At 66.9% G+C, this 14,184-nt stretch carries 8 protein-coding genes and 1 pseudogene; 1 reads left to right on the top strand and 8 read right to left on the bottom strand.

Features of this window, described 5'->3' with window-relative positions; translation table 11 throughout:
• The first annotated feature begins 117 nt into the window (after positions 1 to 117).
• Positions 118 to 5,649: a dermonecrotic toxin domain-containing protein gene (locus B3E94_RS04275; protein WP_286912452.1), complete on the top strand. Its 5,532-nt coding sequence runs from the start codon at positions 118 to 120 to the stop codon at positions 5,647 to 5,649.
• Positions 5,650 to 5,706: 57 nt separating this feature from the next.
• On the opposite strand, the gene hutG is transcribed toward B3E94_RS04275, so the two are convergent.
• The 8 genes and pseudogenes from hutG to B3E94_RS04235 all read right to left on the bottom strand — a co-directional run.
• The gene (hutG, locus tag B3E94_RS04270) at positions 5,707 to 6,510 is read right to left on the bottom strand and encodes an N-formylglutamate deformylase (RefSeq protein ID WP_176514041.1); all 804 of its coding nucleotides are present in this window, start codon (positions 6,508 to 6,510) and stop codon (positions 5,707 to 5,709) included.
• 10 nt (positions 6,511 to 6,520) lie between these two features.
• Positions 6,521 to 7,726, bottom strand: coding sequence for an imidazolonepropionase (hutI, locus tag B3E94_RS04265; protein ID WP_286912451.1), 1,206 nt, complete (start codon positions 7,724 to 7,726; stop codon positions 6,521 to 6,523).
• Between the two features lie 150 nt (positions 7,727 to 7,876).
• Positions 7,877 to 9,409, bottom strand: a complete 1,533-nt coding sequence (hutH, locus tag B3E94_RS04260) for a histidine ammonia-lyase (protein ID WP_286912450.1) — start codon at positions 9,407 to 9,409, stop codon at positions 7,877 to 7,879.
• Between the two features lie 20 nt (positions 9,410 to 9,429).
• Entirely contained in the window at positions 9,430 to 10,953 is a 1,524-nt protein-coding gene (hutH, locus tag B3E94_RS04255) for a histidine ammonia-lyase (RefSeq protein ID WP_176514047.1), read from the bottom strand.
• Positions 10,954 to 10,961: 8 nt separating this feature from the next.
• Positions 10,962 to 11,792 carry a quaternary amine ABC transporter ATP-binding protein gene (locus tag B3E94_RS04250; RefSeq protein WP_176514049.1) on the bottom strand — a complete coding sequence of 277 codons (831 nt, stop codon included), beginning with the start codon at positions 11,790 to 11,792 and terminating at the stop codon, positions 10,962 to 10,964.
• The gene (locus tag B3E94_RS04245; RefSeq protein ID WP_008098126.1) at positions 11,789 to 12,640 is read right to left on the bottom strand and encodes an ABC transporter permease; all 852 of its coding nucleotides are present in this window, start codon (positions 12,638 to 12,640) and stop codon (positions 11,789 to 11,791) included. The genes B3E94_RS04250 and B3E94_RS04245 overlap by 4 nt, the downstream gene beginning before the upstream one ends.
• A 26-nt stretch (positions 12,641 to 12,666) precedes the next feature.
• Positions 12,667 to 13,635, bottom strand: coding sequence for an ABC transporter substrate-binding protein (locus tag B3E94_RS04240; RefSeq protein ID WP_176514051.1), 969 nt, complete (start codon positions 13,633 to 13,635; stop codon positions 12,667 to 12,669).
• A 162-nt stretch (positions 13,636 to 13,797) separates the two neighbouring features.
• Positions 13,798 to 14,184 (bottom strand): annotated as a pseudogene (locus tag B3E94_RS04235) (urocanate hydratase); the annotation flags it as partial.

Below are 14,184 nucleotides of genomic sequence, written 5' to 3'. Positions count from 1 at the left end.
GTTGGGCATCATAAACCTGAATTGCGCTCAGAGCATGTGTCTGACGCTAGATCATGCTACCCACAAGCCCAGCACCGCGCCCGATAGCCTCGCCGCTCCATCAAGCGAGGCTCTCTTATGACCAGCATCCCCCACCCTCAGCAACTGATCAGCGACAAGGCGCCGGCCTGGGTTGCCCACACCAGCCACCTGGAGCAGCAACACATGCGCGCGGCCCTGGGCGCCGTGCCGCCCTGGTTCGCCAAGGCCGCCCATGCCCAACCGGCGCTCGCTCGCACGCTGGCCGAGGACTACGCGGCCCTTCGCAAGGCGCAACAGCAGGCCGATGCGCTGTTCGCCTCGGTCCCCGACCTGGAACAGTTCGCCAGCCAACAGCTGGCGTCTGCCATCGAGGAGCGCTTCGGCCTGCCGCTGGACGTCGCCCGCACCTACCTGTTCAACGCCGCCAAGGCCGAGGCCTACCAGGCGAACATCGATGGCGACCCGATCGCCGGCGCCCAGCGGGCCTTCAAGCTCGCCACCCAGCCCTTGCTGCACTGTGCCCTGCAGAACTTCGAGGCGGCCGAGGCCCAGCCCGGGGGACTGGATGGCCAATCGCTGCAGGCGCTGGTGCTCGACAGCGATGAATTTCATGCCCTGCAACCCACCGGCAAGCCGCTGCCGATAGCCCCGCAGGCCTTCGCCAGCCTGGTACGCGAGCTGGACCTGGGCGGCCGCTACCAGGCGTTGCTCGAGGCGGCCTACGCACCTGGTGCCGACCAGACGCTCGCCGAGGTGGAACATTGCACCCTGCGCCTGGAGCTGCACAGGGCCTGCCTGAGCGGCATGATCGAGCAACCCCTGCATGAGGCCCTGCTGAAACTCGCCCGCGACGGCGCGGCCGATTACCTGGACAGCCCGCTGCGCTGCGCCTTCCTCAACCTGTTCGGCACGCCCTTTACCGGCGCACTGCTCATAGGCCTCGTGCCCTCCCCCGAGTGGCTGCTGAGCTACGACGTGGCGCGGCTGCCCTACAAGGATGTGCTGGTCACCTACCTGCCCGGCGCACAAGTGCCGCTGAAGGTGCACAACACCGTTCACCAAGCCCAGGCGCACCTGCGTGAACAGCTGTGGACCCTGGAGGTGAAACACCTGCAGCAAGGCGTACCGGCCCGCGACAGTGCGCAATTTATGGAAAAGCTGCGCGACTGCCTGCAGCCGATCGACTGGAGCACGGCACAAGCGCCAGGGCACCAGGGCGGCCAGGCCACGCGGATACGCGACCCCGAGGCCTGGGTGGAGGTGACGCTGCAGCCCTTCAACCGGCCATTGCTGGCCGAACTGGCCCGCCAGAAGCGCCAGCGGCGCCTGGACGATACCGCGTTCCACGCCGTGGCCACCGCGCAGGAAGACCAGAAAAGCGCCGAAAAACGCATGGCCTACTTCGCCCAGCTGGCGTTTGCCGCCTTGAATGTCGGCGCCTTCGTGGTCCCTGGCCTGGGGCCACTGATGCTGGGCTTGTCGTTCATCCAGCTGAGCTACGAGGTGTACGAGGGCGTCGAGCAATGGGCCGAGGGCGATCGCCAGCAAGCCTTCGCCTACCTGATGGACATCGTCGACAACCTCGTGCTCACCGCCGCGCTGGCTGGAGCCGGCGCAGGCCCGGGCACACCCGCCGTCGAGCGAATAGCCGTGGAAGTGCCCTCGTTCATCGAGGAGCTCGAGCCTGTGGTCATGCCCGATGGCACCGCCCGCCTCTGGCAGCCGGACGTTCAGCCGTTCGCCCACGACATCGTGTTGCCGGCCGGCCTGCAGCCAGATGAATTCGGCCTCTATCAGCATGAAGGCAAGACCTGGCTGGCACTCGATGGCAACACTTATTCGCTCAAGACCCCAGCCGACGGCGCGGGCTACCGCCTGGAGCACCCCGGCAAGGCGCTGAGCTACGAGCCGCCACTGCGCCACAACGGCGCAGGCGCCTGGCTGCACCCGGCAGACAGGCCCGAGCAATGGGGGGAGCTGACGCTGCTGCGCCGCGCCAGCCACCTTGGCGGGCAGTTCGACGAAGAATCGGCGCAGCGCATTCTGCGTGCCAGCGGCACCGAGGAAGATGCCCTGCGGCGGATACTTTGCGACAACCAGCGCCTGCCCGCGCAACTGGAAGATACCCTGGCGCGCTTCACGCTCTACCAAAGGCTGCAGGCAGCGCCCGAGCTGAGCGAGCGCAGCGTGTTCCAGGCGGCCTTCGAGCGCCACTACCAGCAGCTGCCCAAGCCGCAAAGCCCCGGCGCCGCAGCCATCCAGGCGCGCTACCCGCAGCTTCCGGCGCCGGTAATCGAAGAGCTGCTGCGCCATGCCAGCCCAGCCGAGCTGCAGGACCTGGCCAATGGCAAGGTGCCCCTGCGGCTCGCCGAAGAGATTCGCCCGCTGCAGCAGCACATCAGGCTGAACCGGGCCTACGAAGGGCTCTACCTTGAAAAGGTACGCAACTGGGACAGCGATGTACTGCTCCTGCACACCCTCGAGCAACTTGACGGATGGCCCACCGACATGCGCATCACCCTGGAACAGCACCAGTACTCGCCAGCCCAGGCCACCCACATCGGCAGCGGTGACGGGCCGGCAGCCACGTCGATCATCCGCGTGCAGGCAGGCTATGTGGTCATGGACAGCCAAGACCCTGAGCAGCTGGTTTCGCTTCACGCCTCGCTGCCTGACGCGGTGTTCGAGGCGTTGACCACCGCGCAGCGCGAGGCACTGGCGGTCGAGGATGCCAGGGCGCTGGAGCACCTGCTTGAACAAGCACCGCCACTGCCGCGCACGGCCCTGCGCCAGCTGCTGGCCATGCAGAGCGTGCGCCCAGGCTACCGCTCGCCGATGCGCCTGGCCGATGGCCGGCCGGGCTACCCACTGGGCGGCACGCGCCCGCGGGCAACCAGCCTCTCAAGGCACACCTTGCTCAATTCGATCCGCCAGGTCGGCCAGTACGTCCCCGTACCCCGGCCTGCCGAGCAGGCCCTCACAGCGCTGGAAAACACAAACCTGACCCGCGTGCAGATCGATGAAATGCTCCGCAACCTGCTAAGCCAACGCGACCAGCTGCAAAGCAGCCTGGCCGAGTGGCGAGCGCTGGCAGCCCTGTCGCCGCAGCGGCCCGCAGAAGACTTCGAACGGCTCATGAGTGCCGTCAGCCAGTACTGGTACGACCGCGCCTTCATCGCAGCCAGCGATGCAACCCCGCCTCTTCGCCTCGAACGCCTGTCATTGCCGGAATTCCCCCTTCCGCTGCCGGAATTCTTCACCGCCAGCGTGACGGACCTGCAGCTGATCCAGACGTCGCCCGAAAACTATGAAGGCTGGGGCCAGCACGGTCCGCAACTGACCAGCCTGCTTCGCCAGTTCCCCAACCTCAGGACCCTGCAGATCACCCGCCCCTACCACCCACAAGGCACGCCGTCGCCCTTCCAGTTCAGCTTGCCGGTGATTGCCCAGCAGCTGCCCGCGCTGGAGTCGCTGGAGCTGACCAACCAGAACATCTCGTTGTCCTCGACCGACATCGACAGCCTGGCGGGCCTGCGCCAGCTGCGACGGCTCGACCTGAGCGGCAACCGCTTGTCCGAGCAGTTCGTGCCGTCGTTCGATGAGCTGGCACTGGATTACCTGGGCCTCGACAACATGGGCCTGGACCATTGGCCCGCAGGGCTGGGGCACAACCCGGTGACCCAGGTGCGGCACATCGGCCTGCGCCACAACCAGATCAGGGTGCTGCCGTACTTCCTGCGCGAAAACCGCATCAGCGTCGCCGACCACGCGCTGATCTCGCTGCAGGGCAACCCGCTGTTCGAGGACGATATCCGCCGCGTGATGCTCAGCGCAGACGGCCGCGCCGCGCGCTTCGAGATGGACCAGACGCAGGCATTCACCAGGCACCTGGCCACCCTGCTGGAGCAACGCCAGCAATTGCGCGATGCCATCGACAACTACGTCAACGCCTCCAGCTCGAGCGCCCCGGTAAGCCAGGCGGTGATGGCTTCGCGCACGCGGATCGCCACCGAACTGAACGCGTTCTGGCACTACCAGGAGGTCGGCCTGACTCGGGCGGCGTTGCGCCTGAGCGATGTTTCCCTGGAGCACTTCCCCAGGTCCTTGCCGCCGTTTTTCAGCGAGCAAGTGCATAACCTTGCCCTGGAACGGGTCAGCGGCTCGACGGCGCAGCTGGAGGCCTTGCTCAGGCGCTTCCCAGGGGTCACGCGCCTGACCATCGACGATTACGTGCGCGCAGAGCAGACATTGCCGACCGCCCTACTGCGCCTGCCGGGGCTGACCGACATCGCCCTGCGCCGCTCGGGCCTGCTGATCGATCAGCAGGTGCTGGACACCCTCGGCCGCCTGCCCGCGCTCAATTCGCTGGACCTGACCAGCAACCGCATGGGCCCGATCAGCAGCGCGCCCCCGGCCCTGCAGGCGCTGCGCCGGCTGGACCTGAACGGCATGGCGCTGGACGCATGGCCGGCCTGGGTGGACAGCCTGCTGCCCCTGGAAATGCTCGACCTCAGTGACAACCGGCTCACCGACCTGCCCCCGCACATCCTGGCCAACCTGGACCACGACTTCCCCATCAGCTCGATCCTGCTGTTCGGCAACCCGCTGACCGAAGAAACCGTCAGCCGTGCCCGAGCCTCGTCGGACAGCCAGCGCAATGTCACCTTCGCCATCGACCTGTCGGACAGCATGAGCGACTCATCGGATGAAGGCATGTTCGCCGGTGGCCATTTCCACCTGCCCTTCCTCGACCCTATCGCCGACCTGCCCAATGTGAATGACTGGCTGCTCGCCTCGGCCGTGGAAAACGAGACCCTGCGCGATTGCTGGGCCACCCTGCAGACGATGCCCGAAGCCGAAAACCTCCTGGCCCTGGTCGGGCGCCTGCGCAATTCGGCGCCCTACCAGAACGGCAAGACGCGCGTGGCGCTGTGCGAGCGGGTGCGCAAGATACTGGTGAGCGCAGTGGTCGACCCGGACGACCTGGCGCTGTTCAGCCACCAGGCCAGGGAAGCGCTGCTGCAGGACAACGGCGACCAGACGTGCCACGACGGCGCCTTGCTGGTGTTCCAGAACATCGAGCTGTTCATCGCCAACCGGCGCCTGCAGATCGATGCGGCGGACACCGAGGCCAACCTCTATCGCGAACTGCGCCGCCTGTACCGCCTGCAGGCCCTGGATGACATCGCCAAGAGCGAAGCGGCCAACAGGGACGAGGCAGAGGTGCGCCTCACTTATCGTCGGGAGTTGAACGCGATGCTGGAGCTGGGCCAGCCCGACGACACCCTGCGCTACGCGATCAAGGCCAATATCGATGAGCTGGCCCATGCCGAACTGCAAGTGCAGCGAAGCGAGCTGGGCGAGGGTTTCCTGAATTTTGCCGCAGGCAACGAACGTTGGGTCCAGCACCTGCGCCAGGCCCATGCCCAGCGCTTTGCCGAGATCGAACAGGCCTACCAGGAGCAGGTGACGGCCTTGCCCGACCAGTACCCGGACAGGCCGCTCGAGGCGCTCGAAGAGCAGTTCAAGGCGCTGGAGCGCAGCAAGCAGGCACGTGATGCCCGCCTGATTCGCGAGCTCACGTCATTTGCAAACCCCGATCGCCGGCCGCGCTCATCGACCGAGTAAGCCCCCGCCCATCTGCGCGGCTGCTGTTCACCGGCCGCGCAGATTCCGCTCAAACACCTAGCGAGCGTAACGCTCGCGGCCCCACGCCAGCGCGGTTTCCAGCAACGTGCGCAGCACCGCCTGGGTGGGCTGCGCCAGGTCCTGGCGATAGGCGAAAGGCTCGACCTCCTCCATGTAGGTGCTTTGCGCCAGCTCCAGTTGCACCGCATGGACATGCCGGGCCGGGTCGCCGTAATGGCGGGTGATGTGGCCGCCCTTGAAGCGCCCGTTGAGCACATGCGTGTAGGCCCGCGCCTGGGCACAAACGCCTTGCAGCCGCTCGGCCAGTTCAGGGTCGCAGCTGGCACCGTTGAAGGTACCCAGGTTGAAGTCGGGCAGCTTGCCCTCGAACAGATGCGGGATCAGCGAACGGATCGAGTGGGCATCCCACAGCAGGGCATAGCCGAATTCGGCGCGCAGGCGTGCCAGCTCGTTTTCAATGGTCTGGTGGTAGGGCCGCCAGATCTGCTCCAGGTAGGTTTTGCGCGCGTCGGCGGGCGGCACCTGGCCTTCCTTGAACAGCGCCTCGCCCTCGAACAGCGTGGCCGGGTACAGGCCGGTGGTGGCGCCGGCGTACAGCGGCTTGTCGTCATCGGGCCGGTTCAGGTCGATGACGAAGCGCGAATACTCCGCCGCCACCACGCTGGCCCCAAGCTCGCGGGCGAAGTCGTACAGGCGCGGGATATGCCAGTCGGTGTCGGGCAGGCTACGCGCCTCGTCCACCAGGCCATCGCGCACGGCCGGGGTCAGTTGCAGGCCCGCGTGGGGCATGCTGATCAGCAGGGGCAAACGGCCCTGGTGGAAACTCAATACCTTGTCCATCTCGCCTCGCTCAATTGGAGATTTCGTGGCCCTTGCGCACCACGCGCTTGGGCAGGTCGCCGCCCAGCCAATAGGCCAGGTCAGCGGGGCGCTCGATCTGCCAGGCGACGAAGTCGGCGACCTTGCCGGCCTCCAGCGACCCATGGCTGTGGCCCAGGCCCAGGGCCGTGGCGGCATGTACGGTAACGCCGGCCAGGGCTTCTTCCGGGGTCATGCGAAACAGCGTGCAGCCCATGTTCAGCATCAGCCGCAGGGACAGCCCAGGCGAAGTGCCGGGGTTGAGGTCGCTGGCCAGGGCGATTTTCACGCCGTGGCGGCGCAAGGCGTCCATCGGCGGCAGCTGGGTTTCGCGCAGGAAGTAGAAGGCGCCCGGCAACAGCACGGCGACGGTGCCAGCCTTGGCCATGGCCATGGCATCTTCTTCGGTCATGAATTCCAGGTGGTCGGCAGACAGCGCCTGGTAGCGCGCCGCCAGGCTGGAGCCGTGCAGCGACGACAGCTGCTCGGCATGCAGCTTGACCGGCAGGCCCAGCTCGCGCGCCTTGATGAACAGCCGCTCGACCTGCGCCGGGGAAAACGCCAGGTGCTCGCAGAAGGCGTCGACCGCATCCACCAGCCCTTCTTCGGCCAGGGCCGGGAGCATTTCATCGCAGATGTGCGCGATGTAGTCGTCCGCCCGGCCGGCGTATTCCGGCGGCAAGGCATGGGCGGCCAGGCAGGTGGCGCGAACGGCCAGCGGCAGCTCTTCGGCCAGGCGCCGGGCCACGCGCAGCATCTTGCGCTCGTTGGCCAGGTCCAGGCCGTAGCCGGACTTGATCTCGAGGGTGGTCACGCCGTCGCGCATCAGCGCCTGCACGCGCTGGCGGGCGCTGGCGAACAGTTCGTCTTCGCTGGCGGCGCGGGTGGCGCGCACGGTGCTGGCGATGCCGCCACCCTGGGCGGCGATCTCGGCATAGCTCACGCCCTGCAGGCGCTGCTCGAACTCGCCGCTGCGGTTACCGCCGAACACCGCGTGGGTGTGGCAGTCGATCAGGCCCGGGGTGACCCAGGCGCCATTGAGGCCGACCGTGCGGGCGAAATCCAGCGCCGGCAGGTCGGCGCGCGGGCCGATCCACTCGATCAGGCCGGCGTTGCTGACGATGGCGGCGTCCTCGATGACCGAGTAGCTGCCCTGGGCCATGGTGGCCGCGTGGCAATGCTGCCAGAGGGTTCTCATACACAAACTCCGATGTTCATCGCTGTTCTGCCGGGGCACTTGTGGGAGCTGTGGGAGCCGGCTTGCCGGCGATCACCGGCACAGCCGGTGCCATGCTCCGCGGTGCATTCATCGCCGGCAAGCCGGCTCCCACATCTGCCCTGGCCGCATTTACAGGCTTGGCAACACGCCGGCCGGCAACAGCGCGGTCAGCTTGCCTTCGGCCAGCAAGGCACTGGCCGCCTCGATATCCGGCGAGAAGAAGCGGTCATGGTCGTAGTGCGGCACCTCGCGGCGCAGCACCTGGCGCGCCTGCTCCAGCTTCACCGAGGTTTTCAGCCCCTCGCGCAGGTCCAGGCCCTGGCAGGCGCCGAGCCATTCGATGGCCAATACGCCCCGGGTGTTCTCGGCCATTTCCCACAAGCGCTTGCCGGCGGCCGGGGCCATCGACACGTGGTCTTCCTGGTTGGCCGAAGTCGGCAGGCTGTCGACGCTGTGGGGGTGCGACAGCGCCTTGTTCTCGCTGGCCAGGGCCGCTGCGGTGACCTGGGCGATCATGAAGCCGGAGTTGACCCCGCCGTTTTCCACCAGGAACGGTGGCAGCTGCGACATGTGCTTGTCCATCATCAGCGAGATGCGCCGCTCGCTCAGCGCGCCGATTTCGGCAATCGCCAGGGCCAGGTTGTCGGCGGCCATGGCCACTGGCTCGGCGTGGAAGTTGCCGCCCGACACCACATCGCCTTCGGCGGCGAACACCAGCGGGTTGTCCGACACTGCGTTGGCCTCGATGCCGAGCACTTCGGCAGCCTGGCGCAACTGGGTCAGGCAGGCGCCCATGACCTGCGGCTGGCAGCGCAGCGAGTACGGGTCCTGAACCTTGCCGCAGTTTTTGTGCGACTGCGACACCTCGGTGGACTCGCCCAGCAGGTCGCGGAAGCACGCCGCAGTATCGATCTGGCCCAGCTGGCCACGGGCGGCATGGATGCGCGCATCGAATGGCGAACGCGAACCCAGCACGGCCTCCACCGTCAGGCCGCCGCAGGCAATGGCGGCGGCGAACAGGTCTTCGGCCTGGAACAGGCCACGCAAGGCGTAGGCGGTGGAAGCCTGGGTGCCGTTGAGCAGCGCCAGGCCCTCCTTGGCGGCCAGCGTCAGCGGCTCGAGGCCGGCCACGGCCAGGGCTTCATTGGCAGGCAGCCATTCACCCCGGTAGCGCGCCTTGCCTTCGCCAAGCAGCACCAGCGACATGTGCGCCAACGGCGCCAGGTCGCCGGAGGCGCCCACCGAGCCCTTGAGCGGGATGTGCGGGTAGACCTCGGCATTGACCAGGGCGATCAGCGCATCGATGACCTTGCGGCGAATGCCGGAAAAACCACGGCCCAGGCTGTTGATCTTCAGCACCATGATCAAGCGCACCATGGCGTCGTCCAGCGGCGCGCCGATGCCGGCGGCGTGGGACAGCACCAGCGAGCGCTGCAGGTTCTCCAGGTCATGGCTGGCGATGCGGGTCGAGGCCAGCAGGCCGAAACCTGTGTTGATGCCGTAGGCCGTGCGGTCTTCGGCGATGATCCGCTCGACGCAGGCGACGCTGGCATCGATGGCAGCGCCAGCACTGGCATCCAGGCTCAGCTGCATCGGCGCCAGGTGGATACGGCGTAGCTGGGCCAGGGTCAGGCGGCCGGGCACAAGGTTCAACGCTTCCATGTTCAGACTCCTTTGCGTGTTCAGTGCAGCGCCGGCAGCACCGGCTGCGGCCCTTGCGAAGCTTTCAGAAGCGCGGCGGCGCGGGCGATGTCGGGGGCCAGCCAGCGGTCTTCCAGGTAGGCCGGCACCTGTTCGCGCAGCAGGCGCCAGGCGGCCTCGGTGCCGGCGCCGAAGCGCTGTTCCTTGAGGAATTCGAAGGCTTGGGCGGCCAGCAGGTATTCGATGGCCAGGACCTGCGTGCAGTTCTCCAGCACCTGGTGCAGCTTGAGCGCGGCATTGGTGCCCAGGCTCAGGTGGTCTTCCTGCAGGCCCGAGGTCACGTAGTTGTCGAGCACCGCCGGTTGCGCCAGCTGGCGGTTCTGCGCGCACAGCGAGGCGGCCACGTACTGGGCGATCATCATCCCCGAGTTGACCCCTGGGTTGCTCACCAGGAACGCCGGCAGGCCGCTGACCAGCGGGTTGACCAGGCGATCCAGGCGGCGCTCGGCGATCGAGCCGATCTCGGCCATGGCAATTGCCAGCAGGTCGGCGGCCATGGCCACCGACTGGCCGTGGGGGTTGGCCTGGGAAACCACCCGGAAGTCGCCCGGGGTGCCCAGCAGCAGCGGGTTGTCGTTGGCGCCGTTGAGCTCCGCCTCGATCTGCCGGGCGGCGTGGGCCAACTGGTCACGGGCGGCGCCGTGCACCTGCGGGATGGAGCGGATGCTCAGGGCGTCCTGGGTGCGGATGCCTTTGCTCGAGGCGATCACTTCGCTGCCCGCGAGCAGGGCGCGCAGGTTCTCGCCCACCACCTGCATGCCCGGGTGCGGCTTGAGCGCGATGATTTCAGGGTCGAAGGCGGCGATCTGCCCACGCAGGGCCTCGAAGCTCATGGCGCCGATCACGTCGGCCCATTGCAGCAGGCGGCTGGCATCGTCCAGCGCCAGGCTGGCCAGGCCAGTCATGCACGGCGTGCCATTGACCAGGCACAGGCCGTCCTTGGCGCCCAGCTGCACCGGCTCGAGGCCTTCGGCGGCCAGCGCTGCTGCGGCCTCGACCACCTGCCCGCGGTAGCTGACCTTGCCGATGCCCAGCAGGCAGACGCCGACGTGGGCCATGTGGGTCAGGTAACCCACCGAGCCCTGGGACGGCACCTGCGGGGTGATGCCGTGGTTGAGCAGCGCCAGCAGCGCCTCGACCACGCCGCGCTGGATCCCGGACTTGCCGTGGCTGTAGTTGGCGACGGCGGCGCAGATGATCGCCCGCGCCTGCTCATCGGGCAGCGCCGGGCCGACGCCGCAGGCGTGGCTGAGCAGGGTGTTGCGCGACAGCGCCGCGAGCTGTTCGCCCTGCAAGGATACGTTGCACAGCGCGCCGAGCCCGGTGTTGACGCCATAGGCGCGCTCACCGCTGTCGACGATATGGCGCACGATGGCCTGGGCGTTGTCGATGCGCGCCCACACCTGCGGCGCCAGCTCCAGGCGCGCGCCATGGCGGGCCACGGCGGCGATGTCCTGCCAGCGCAGCGCGGCGCCGGTGATGACCACGGTTGCAACTTGCGACATGGGGCTCCTCATACCGCGACCGCGCGGCGCTGGACGAAGCGGTCGACATACTCGTCGGCCGGGTTGTGAAGGATCTGCTGCGGCGTGCCAACCTGGATCAGGCGGCCGTCCTTGAGAATGGCGATGCGGTTGCCGATGCGCACCGCCTCGTCCAGGTCGTGGGTGATGAACACGATTGTCTTGTGCAGGGTCTTCTGCAGCTCCAGCAACTGGTCCTGCATTTCGGCGCGGATCAGCGGGTCGAGGGCGCTGAACGCCTCGTCCATGAGGATGATGTCGGTGTCCGCCGCCAGCGCCCGGGCCAGGCCCACACGTTGGCGCATGCCGCCGGAGAGCTGGTGCGGGTACTTCTTCTCGTAGCCTTTCAGGCCCACGGTCTCGATCCACTGCATGGCACGCTCGGCGCACAGCTGCTTGCTCTCGCCGCGCACCTTCAGGCCATAGGCGACGTTGTCCAGCACGTTGCGGTGCGGCAGCAGGCCGAAGCTCTGGAACACCATGCTGATCTTGCGCCGGCGAAATTCGCGCAGGGCCTGCATGTCGTACTGCAGGATGTCTTCGCCATCGACCAGGATCTGCCCGCTGGTGGGGTCGATCAGGCGGTTGAAGTGGCGCACCAGGGTCGACTTGCCCGAGCCGGACAGGCCCATGATGACGAAGATCTCGCCGCTGCCGATCGACAGCGACAGGTCGTTGACCCCGACCACGCAGCCGGTCTGCGCCAGCACCTGCTCCTTGCCCTGCTGGTTGCGGATCATCTGCAGGGCCTCGTCGGCACGGTCGCCGAAGATCTTGAAGACGTTCTTCACTTCGATCTTGCTGATCGCCTGCGTGCTCATTTGCTCACCTCATGGCGTGGCCGGCCGTAGGCCTGGGTAATGCGGTCGATCACCACCGCGAGAATGACGATGGCCAGGCCCGCTTCCAGGCCGCGACCGACGTTGAGGGTCTGGATGCCCACCAGCACGTCTTCGCCCAGGCCACGGGCGCCGATCATCGAAGCGATCACCACCATCGACAGGGCCATCATGGTGGTCTGGTTGATGCCGGCCATGATGCTCGGCAGCGCCAGCGGCAGCTGCACGCCGAACAGTTGCTGCCAGCGGTTGGCGCCGAAGGCGTTGATCGCCTCCATCACTTCGCCATCCACTTGGCGAATCCCCAGGTCGGTGAGGCGGATCAGCGGCGGCGCGGCGTAGATCACCGTGGCGAAGATCGCCGGCACCTTGCCCAGGCCGAACAGCATCAGCACCGGGATCAGGTACACGAAGCTGGGCATGGTCTGCATGATGTCGAGCAGCGGCATCAGCACCGCGCGCAGGCGGTTGCTGCGCGCCGAGAGGATGCCCAGCGGGATGCCCACCAGCACCGAGATCAGCGTGGCCACCAGCATCAGCGCCAGGGTCTGCATCAGCTTGTCCCACAGGCCGACGGCGCCGACCAGGAACAGCAACCCGGTGATGACCAGGGTTGGCAGGATGCGCCGGGTGGCGTGCCAGGCGATCAGCGCCACCACGCCGAGCATCAGCCACCAGGGGGTGGCGCGCAGGGCGCCTTCGAGGCTGACGATGGCCCACAGCAGGGTGTCGGAAATGTGCCGGAACACGTCGCCATAGTTGGTCACCAGGGCGTCGACCCAACCGTTGACCCAGTCGGCGATGGAAAATGTCAGGTTGTCAGGAAACATAGGTTCCACTCATCAGCTGTGGACGCTCAAAGCGCCGCGTTGATCTTCTTGGCAGCCTCATCGCTGACCCAGGCCTGCCAGACTTCAGGATGTTCCTTGAGGAACGCCTTGGCCAGTGCGGGCGACTCGATGCGCTCCTTGGTCATGCGTGCCAGGTTCTGGTTCAGCAGGTCGATCGGCAGGTTGACCTTCTCCAGCACCGCGACCAGCTCAGGGGCTTGTTCGTGGAAGGTCTTGGACAGGCCGACCTTGATCGACACCGATTTATCCACACCCGGTTTTTCCTGCAGCTTGACCAGGTCGACCTGGCCCATCAGCGGGGTTGGGGTCCAGTAGTAGAACAGAATAGGCTCGCCGCGCTTGTAGCTCGACAGTACCGCGGCATCCAGCGCCGGGCCGGTGCCGGGGCGGAAGTTGGTGTAGCTGCTTTCCAGGCCGTAGTCCTTGAGCATCTGGCTGTTGTCCAGTTCGCAGGTCCAGCCGGCCGGGCAGTTGTAGAAGCGGCCTTTGCTCGGCTCTTCCTGGTCTTTGAAGACGCTGGCGTACTTGGCCAGGTCGGCGACATTCTTCAGGTCCGGCGCCTTGGCTTCGAGCTTGCGCTTGGCGTCGCCTTCGATCACGTAACGGGGCACGTACCAGCCCTCCTCCGCGCCCAGCACCGGGGCGCCGACGCCGACCACCTTGCCGGCAGCCTCGGCCTTCTTCCAGACCTCGCTGCGGCCGACCCACTCTTCGGCGAACACCTGGATATCGTTGGTGCCCAGGGCGTTTTCCATGGTGATGGAGTTACCGGGCAGGCTATCGGTCTCGCAGCCGTAGCCGTTCTTCAATACGAATTGCATCACGTCGGTCAGCAGCATGCCGCTTTCCCAGTTCAGCCCGGCGAACTTCACCGGCTTGCCAGACTCGCACCAGCCAGCCGCCTGGCTGCTGCCGGCGAAGCCGAGCAGGCCAAGGGTGAATAGCGAGGCAAGCAAGGTCTTGTTGGTTTTCATTGCGTGACGCTCCCAAACTTGAAAGTGGAAATCGGCAGTCCTTGCAAGAAAAAGGGCCGATTCGGGCCCGCTGTGCGGCCCTATCGCTGGCAAGCCAGCTCCCACATGTCCGTGGGAGCCGGCTTGCCGGCGATAGGGCTGCGCAGCAGCCCCAAGGGCCTGTCAGCCAGTAATCATCGGCAGGTTCAACCCCTGCTCTTTGGCACAATCGATTGCAATCTGGTACCCCGCATCGGCATGGCGCATCACCCCGGTAGCCGGGTCGTTGGTCAGCACGCGGGCAATGCGCTCGGCCGCCTCATCGGTGCCGTCGCAAACAATCACCATGCCAGAGTGCTGCGAGAAGCCCATGCCGACACCGCCGCCGTGGTGCAGGGAGACCCAGGTCGCGCCGCTGGCAGTGTTGAGCAGGGCATTGAGCAGCGGCCAGTCGGACACGGCGTCGGAGCCGTCCTGCATGGCTTCGGTTTCGCGGTTGGGGCTGGACACCGAACCGGAGTCCAGGTGGTCGCGGCCGATCACGATCGGCGCCGACAGCTCGCCGCTGCG

Origin of the sequence: Pseudomonas sp. UBA6315, assembly GCF_002438125.1 — a bacterium.
Classification (GTDB): Bacteria; Pseudomonadota; Gammaproteobacteria; order Pseudomonadales; family Pseudomonadaceae; genus Aquipseudomonas; species Aquipseudomonas faucium.
Note: the sequence above shows the minus strand (reverse complement) of the source record. Positions and strands in the feature narration are given on the sequence as shown.

Coding starts and splice junctions, on each gene's coding strand:
- hutG (WP_176514041.1), bottom strand. CDS start 6,510: ATGGACAAGGTATTGAGTTTCCACCAGGGCCGTTTGCCCCTGCTGATC.
- B3E94_RS04245 (WP_008098126.1), bottom strand. CDS start 12,640: ATGTTTCCTGACAACCTGACATTTTCCATCGCCGACTGGGTCAACGGT.
- hutI (WP_286912451.1), bottom strand. CDS start 7,726: ATGAGAACCCTCTGGCAGCATTGCCACGCGGCCACCATGGCCCAGGGC.
- hutH (WP_286912450.1), bottom strand. CDS start 9,409: ATGGAAGCGTTGAACCTTGTGCCCGGCCGCCTGACCCTGGCCCAGCTA.
- hutH (WP_176514047.1), bottom strand. CDS start 10,953: ATGTCGCAAGTTGCAACCGTGGTCATCACCGGCGCCGCGCTGCGCTGG.
- B3E94_RS04250 (WP_176514049.1), bottom strand. CDS start 11,792: ATGAGCACGCAGGCGATCAGCAAGATCGAAGTGAAGAACGTCTTCAAG.
- B3E94_RS04275 (WP_286912452.1), top strand. CDS start 118: ATGACCAGCATCCCCCACCCTCAGCAACTGATCAGCGACAAGGCGCCG.
- B3E94_RS04240 (WP_176514051.1), bottom strand. CDS start 13,635: ATGAAAACCAACAAGACCTTGCTTGCCTCGCTATTCACCCTTGGCCTG.